This is a genomic window from Streptomyces glaucescens, from assembly GCF_002154375.1.
Classification (GTDB): Bacteria; Actinomycetota; Actinomycetes; order Streptomycetales; family Streptomycetaceae; genus Streptomyces; species Streptomyces glaucescens.
Genome location: NZ_MUND01000431.1, coordinates 1 through 5790, shown reverse-complemented (window position 1 = coordinate 5790; position 5790 = coordinate 1). Strand labels below are relative to the sequence as shown.

The window sequence follows — 5790 nt, the reverse complement described above, 5'->3', positions numbered from 1 at the left end:
AGGTCGTGTCCGCAAAGTCCCGTCGTCCGCCCGAAGGGCGGGCCCCGCGGCGTCTGGTGCGTGCTCTCGGCGCGCCGGGCGGAGTCCCTCGTACTGGATGTACTTGGGGCTTCGCCCGGCGCGGCGAGAGTGCGTGCCAGGCGTCGCGGGGCAGACGGGACTTTGCGGACACGGCCTAGGGGGACACGCCCTGGCCCGCCTAGCGTCCGAGGGCCTGCCAGACCGCCACGGCCAGGGCCCCGATCGCGGTCACGGCCGTGATCGAGGGCAGGGGCCAGCGGGCGTGCTCCAGGTGGACGAGCCTCGTGTGCAGCTCGTCGACCTCTTTGGCGGTCTCCTCCGTGCGATGGGAGAGCAGGGCCAGCCCGCCCTCGACGCGCGCGTAGGCGACGTCGAGGCGGCGACGTAACTCTGCGAGTTCCTCCAGGGAGACGGACTGCTGGGGATCGGCGGTCACGAAACCGCTCCTTTCCGTGTTCTCTCACATCCCGTGCATGCGCATGCTGAGTCAACTCGCCTGGTGGGCGCATGGGGAGTGTGTGCGCACGGCATATGCGTGGCCGCCGCGCACACGGTGTGTGAAACACGTGGGCCCGGCACCCTCGCCGGGTGCCGGGCCCATACAGCTAGCGCTGCGTAATCAGCCGTACGTGTAAAAGCCGGAACCGGTCTTGCGGCCGAGCCGGCCCGCGTCCACCATGCGCTGGAGCAGCGGGGGAGCGGCGTACAGCGGCTCCTTGTACTCCTCGTACATCGAGTACGCCACGGAGGCGACCGTGTCCAGGCCGATGAGGTCGGAGAGCTTCAGCGGGCCCATCGGGTGGGCGCAGCCCATCTCCATGCCGTTGTCGATGTCCTCGCGGCTGGCGATGCCCGACTCGAACATCCGGATCGCGGAGAGCAGGTACGGGATCAGCAGCGCGTTGACGACGAAGCCGGAGCGGTCCTGGGCGCGGATGGCGTGCTTGCCGAGCACCTTCTCGGTGAACAGCTGGGCCCGGCTGAGGGTGCCCTCGGAGGTGGTGAGGGCCGGGATCAGCTCGACCAGCTGCTGCACCGGGGCCGGGTTGAAGAAGTGGATGCCGATGACCTGGTCCGGGCGCGCGGTGGCGACGGCCAGCTTCACCAGCGGGATGGAGGAGGTGTTGGAGGCCAGGATGGCGTCCGGACGGGTCACCACCTGGTCGAGCACCTGGAAGATCTCGGTCTTGACCTGCTCGTTCTCCACGACCGCCTCGATCACCAGATCGCGGTCGGCGAACTCGCCGAGGTCGGTGGTGAAGCTCAGCCGGGCCTGCGTCGCATCCCGCTCCGCGTCGCTGATCTTGCCCCGCTCGGCGGCCTTGGCCAGGGAGTTGAACAGCCGGGTACGGCCGATCTCCAGGGCCTCGCCGGTGGTCTCGGCGACCCTGACGTCCAGCCCCGCGCGGGCGCACACCTCCGCGATGCCGGCGCCCATCTGGCCACAGCCGACCACACCGACGCGCGCAATGTCTCCCGATGGGATGCCTGTCACATCGTCCCCTTCGCTGATCCGTTCGGCCGCGGCAGTCCGCCGGGTCGCGGGGCCTGCTCGTGCCTGCTCCGTTCGTGCACGTTACCGCCAAGTATCGATGATCGATCACCGGGGTCGGGGGCATCCTGGGCCCGGAGACGGTCCGTGACCGCGTGAGGACGCGGAGTATGGGGGTGTTCTGAATGGGACGTGTGACACGCCGGGCGTTCGCCGCGGCGGCGCTGTCGGCCCTGGTGATGTCCGGGGAGGCCGCGGCGGCCCCGGGCGCGGCCGGACAGCGGCCGCGTGGGCGGGATGGGCGGGATCCGGCGCCCTACGGCTCGCGGGCCGGGGAGGCGACCGGGCGGACCGAGCGGACCACAGCCGCCGGGAACGCGGGCGAGGCCGCCGCGGCGGCGGAGATGCGCGGCATGTGGCTGGCCACGGTCGTCAACCGGGACTGGCCCTCCCGGGCCGGGCTGAGCGCCGCCGAACAGCGCGCCGAACTGCTCGCCCATCTCGACCAGGCGGTACGCAGCCGGCTCAACACGGTGATTGTCCAGGTGCGCCCCGCGGCGGACGCGCTGTGGCCCTCGCCGCACGAGCCGTGGTCGCAGTACCTCACCGGCACCCAGGGCAAGGACCCCGGCTGGGACCCGCTCGGCACGGCCGTCGCCGAGGCCCACGCGCGCGGTCTGGAGCTGCACGCCTGGTTCAACCCGCTGCGGGTCGCCACCCACGGGGACCTCTCCCGGCTGGTGGCGACCCACCCCGCGCGCCGGCGTCCGGAGTGGGTGGTGAGCTACGGCGGGAAGCTCTACTACAACGCCGGGCTGCCCGAGGTCCGCAGCTTCGTGCAGAAGGCGATGCTGGACGCGGTCCGCAAGTACCCGGTGGACGCCGTCCACTTCGACGACTACTTCTACCCGTACCCGGTCGCGGGGGAGACCTTCGACGACGACGCGGCCTTCGAGAGGTACGGCGGAGGCTTCGCCGGCCGGGCCGACTGGCGGCGGGACAACATCGACCGCCTCGTGCGGGACATGGCGGCCGGGATCAAGAAGGCGCGGCCCGGCACCCGGTTCGGGATCAGCCCGTTCGGGGTGTGGCGCAACGCGTCCACCGACCCGCTCGGCTCGGACACCCGCGCCCTCCAGGCCTACGACGACCTCTACGCGGACACCCGCAAGTGGGTGCGGGAGCGGTGGGTGGACTACATCTGCCCGCAGCTGTACTGGCACATCGGCTTCGCCGCCGCCGACTACGCCAAGCTGGTGCCGTGGTGGGCCGAGGTCGCCCGGGGCAGCGGCACCCGGCTGTACATCGGCGAGGCGCTGTACCGGGCCGGCAACCCGTCCCAGCCCGCCCCCTGGCAGGACCCGGCCGAGCTGTCCCGGCACCTGACGCTGGCCCGCGAGTATCCGCAGGTGAAGGGACACGTCTTCTTCGCCGCGAAGGAGGTGGCGACGGACCCGGCCGGGGCGATGGCGCGGGTGATCGCCGACCACTACGGGCAGCCGGCGAACCCCGCGTCCTGAATCACAGCCCCATACCGGGCGGCTGAGTGCTCGTCGGCGGCTGGAAGTGCGACGGCGGCTGGGTGCCGCGGTGCCGGATCTCGGTGTCGGGGCCCGGGGAGCACAGCCCCTCGTGCCCGTCCTGGAACCGGACGCGGTACGGGGGGTTGCCCCCCTGGCCGAGCACTTCCACGATCTCGCCGACCTTGTCGTGCTGTCCGACCACCCTGCCGTGCTGGACAAGCTGGTCGCCCACGCTTGCGCGCATCTGGGGCCTCCTCCACCATCGCGGGAGCAGCGGTCCGTGGCCGTGAGCCCACGGCGCCGGTGCCGGGCGGAACCCGGCGGCGCACCGTTCAGCCTCGCGCCCGCTGGGTGACGGCGATGCAGACGAGCACGGCCGCGGCCGTCAGCGGGGCGGCCACCGTCAGGTGCTCGCCCAGCAGCAGCACCGACCACACCAGTGTGAGCAGCGGCTGGGCCAACTGCAACTGGCTCGCCTTGGGGATGCCGATGGCCGCCATGCCCCGGTACCAGACGACCAGCCCGAGGAACTGGGAGCCCGCCGCCACCCACAGCAGACCGGCCACGGCGTGCGCGGTGAGGGTCACCGGCTCGTACGCCAGCGCGATCGCGGCGGCCGGGACGCTCAGCGGCAGACACAGCACCAGCGCCCAGCCGATCACCTGCCAGCCCGGCATCATCCGGGCGAGCCGCCCGCCCTCGGTGTACCCGGCCGCGCAGACCAGGAGGGCGCCGAAGAGGTAGAGGTCGGCGGTGCTGAGCGCGCCGCCGCTCTGCTGCACGGTGAACGCCACCACCGCGGCCGCACCGGCGAGAGCAGCCGTCCAGAAGGTGCGGGAGGGGCGGGTGCCGACCCGCAGGGCGGACAGCGCGGCCGTCGTGAGCGGCAGCAGTCCGACCACCACGGCGGCGTGCGAGGTGGTCGAGGTCTGCAGCGCGAGCGTGGTCAGCATCGGGAAGCCGAGGACCACCCCCGCGGCGACCACGGCCAGTCCGGGCAGGTGCCTGCGCTCCGGCAGCGGAATGCGCAGGGCCAGCAGGCAGCCGCCCGCGATCAGCGCCGCGAGCACACTGCGCACGGCCACCAGCGACCAGGGGCCGAAGCCTTCCAGGCCCCAGGCGGTGGCGGGGAAGGTGAGGGAGAAGGCGACGACGCCGAGCGCGGCCTGGAGGGTGCCGGCGGAGACCCTCTCCCTGGCGGCGGGAGGAGTGTCGACCGCTATCGCGGTCGGCTGGGTAGCGCTACTCTGTGCTCTCATGCAAGAGCGTAGCAGTGTGGGTGAACTGGCGGAACAGCTACGGAGAGAGCTAGACCGCTACTCTCCTGGTGGAAAGCTGCCATCGAGTCGTGCGTTGGTCGAGCGGTTCCGGGTGAGTCCTGTGACCGTCTCGCGGGCGCTGGCCCAGCTCGCCGCGGAGGGGTTGGTGGTGACCCGGCCCGGAGCCGGGGCGTTCCGCGCGGAGCCGCGCGCCGCTGCCGCGCCCAGCGGGGACACCTCCTGGCAGCAACTGGCGCTGAGCGCGGACACCGCCGCCGAGCCCGTGCCGCGCTCGGTGGACGCCTCCGGCGTGCTGGTCTCCCTCTCCGCGCCGCCGCCCGGGGTCATCGAGTTCAACGGCGGCTACCTGCACCCCTCGTTGCAGCCCGAGCGGGCGATGGCCGCGGCGCTCTCCCGGGCGGGGCGGCGCCCCGGCGCCTGGGGCCGACCGCCCATGGAAGGGCTGCCCGAGCTGCGCGAATGGTTCGCGCGCAGCATCGGCGGCCCCGGCGGGGCGGTCACCGCCGCCGAGGTGCTGATCACCTCCGGCGGCCAGTCCGGGCTGACCACCGCGCTGCGCGCGCTCGCCCCGCCCGGCGCCCCGGTCCTGGTCGAGTCGCCGACCTACCCGGGCATGCTCGCGATCGCCCGGGCGGCGGGCCTGCGCCCGGTGCCGGTCCCGGTGGACTCCGACGGGGTCCGCCCGGCCCTCCTCGCCGACGCGTTCCGGGCCACCGGCGCCCGGGTCTTCGTCTGCCAGCCGCTGTTCCAGAACCCCACCGGCGCCGTGCTCGCCGCGGAACGGCGGGGCGAGGTGCTGCGGATCGCCCGCGAGGCCGGGGCCTTCGTCGTCGAGGACGACTTCGTCCGGCGGCTGGTGCACGAGGACGCGCCGCCGCTGCCGCGCCCGCTGGCCGCCGACGACCCGGACGGTGTCGTCGTCCACGTCTGCTCGCTGACCAAGGCCACCTCGCCGAGCTTCCGGGTGAGCGCGCTGGCCGCCCGCGGCCCGGTGCTGGAGCGGCTGCGCGCCATCCAGGTCGTGGACACCTTCTTCGTGCCCCGGCCGCTCCAGGAGGCGGCGCTGGAGCTGGTCGGCTCGCCGGCCTGGCCGCGCCATCTGCGGGCCGTCTCCGCGGCGCTCAGGGCCCGGCGGGACGCCATGACCTCCGCGCTGGCCGTGCACCTGCCCGAACTGGCCCTGCCGCACATCCCGAGCGGCGGCTACCACCTGTGGCCACGGCTGCCCGAGGGCGCCGACGAGACCGCCCTGACGGCGGCGGCCCTGCGCGCGGGCGTCGCCATCACCCCGGGCCGCCCCTACTTCAGCGCCGAACCGCCCGCCGCGCACCTGCGGCTGAGCTTCGCCGCGGTCGCGGGCACGGCGGAGATCGCGGAGGGCGCGCGCCGGCTGCGGACGGCCTGCGACGAGGTGTTCCGAGGCTGGGCGCCCCAGGGGCGGGATGACCGGGACGACACCCCCTAGGCCGTGTCC

At 73.7% G+C, this 5790-nt stretch carries 6 protein-coding genes; 2 read left to right on the top strand and 4 right to left on the bottom strand.

All coding sequences use genetic code 11. The annotated features are described in order from the left end of the window. Positions 1-199: 199 nt before the first annotated feature. Together CCN42_RS26320 and CCN42_RS26315 are read right to left on the bottom strand one after the other, a co-directional pair. On the bottom strand, positions 200-457 hold the full coding sequence (locus CCN42_RS26320; RefSeq protein ID WP_086171654.1) for a hypothetical protein: 258 nt from the start codon (positions 455-457) through the stop codon (positions 200-202). 183 nt (positions 458-640) lie between these two features. Continuing rightward, the gene (locus CCN42_RS26315) at positions 641-1516 is read right to left on the bottom strand and encodes a 3-hydroxybutyryl-CoA dehydrogenase (protein WP_086171655.1); all 876 of its coding nucleotides are present in this window, start codon (positions 1514-1516) and stop codon (positions 641-643) included. Positions 1517-1698: 182 nt separating this feature from the next. On the opposite strand from CCN42_RS26315, the gene CCN42_RS26310 reads away from it, so the two are divergent. Next, positions 1699-3033 carry a glycoside hydrolase family 10-like protein gene (locus CCN42_RS26310; RefSeq protein ID WP_245877463.1) on the top strand — a complete coding sequence of 445 codons (1335 nt, stop codon included), beginning with the start codon at positions 1699-1701 and terminating at the stop codon, positions 3031-3033. Between the two features lies 1 nt (position 3034). Here CCN42_RS26310 and CCN42_RS26305 read toward each other — a convergent pair whose 3' ends face one another. Together CCN42_RS26305 and CCN42_RS26300 are read right to left on the bottom strand one after the other, a co-directional pair. Further along, a complete protein-coding gene (locus tag CCN42_RS26305) occupies positions 3035-3280 on the bottom strand; it encodes a DUF1918 domain-containing protein (protein ID WP_086739327.1) in 246 nt (81 codons plus the stop codon). A gap of 88 nt (positions 3281-3368) precedes the next feature. Further along, entirely contained in the window at positions 3369-4295 is a 927-nt protein-coding gene (locus CCN42_RS26300) for a DMT family transporter (RefSeq protein WP_086739325.1), read from the bottom strand. On the opposite strand from CCN42_RS26300, the gene CCN42_RS26295 reads away from it, so the two are divergent. Then, positions 4294-5781, top strand: a complete 1488-nt coding sequence (locus CCN42_RS26295; RefSeq protein ID WP_086739323.1) for an aminotransferase-like domain-containing protein — start codon at positions 4294-4296, stop codon at positions 5779-5781. The two genes, CCN42_RS26300 and CCN42_RS26295, sit on opposite strands and share 2 nt — an antisense overlap. Positions 5782-5790 lie beyond the last annotated feature (9 nt).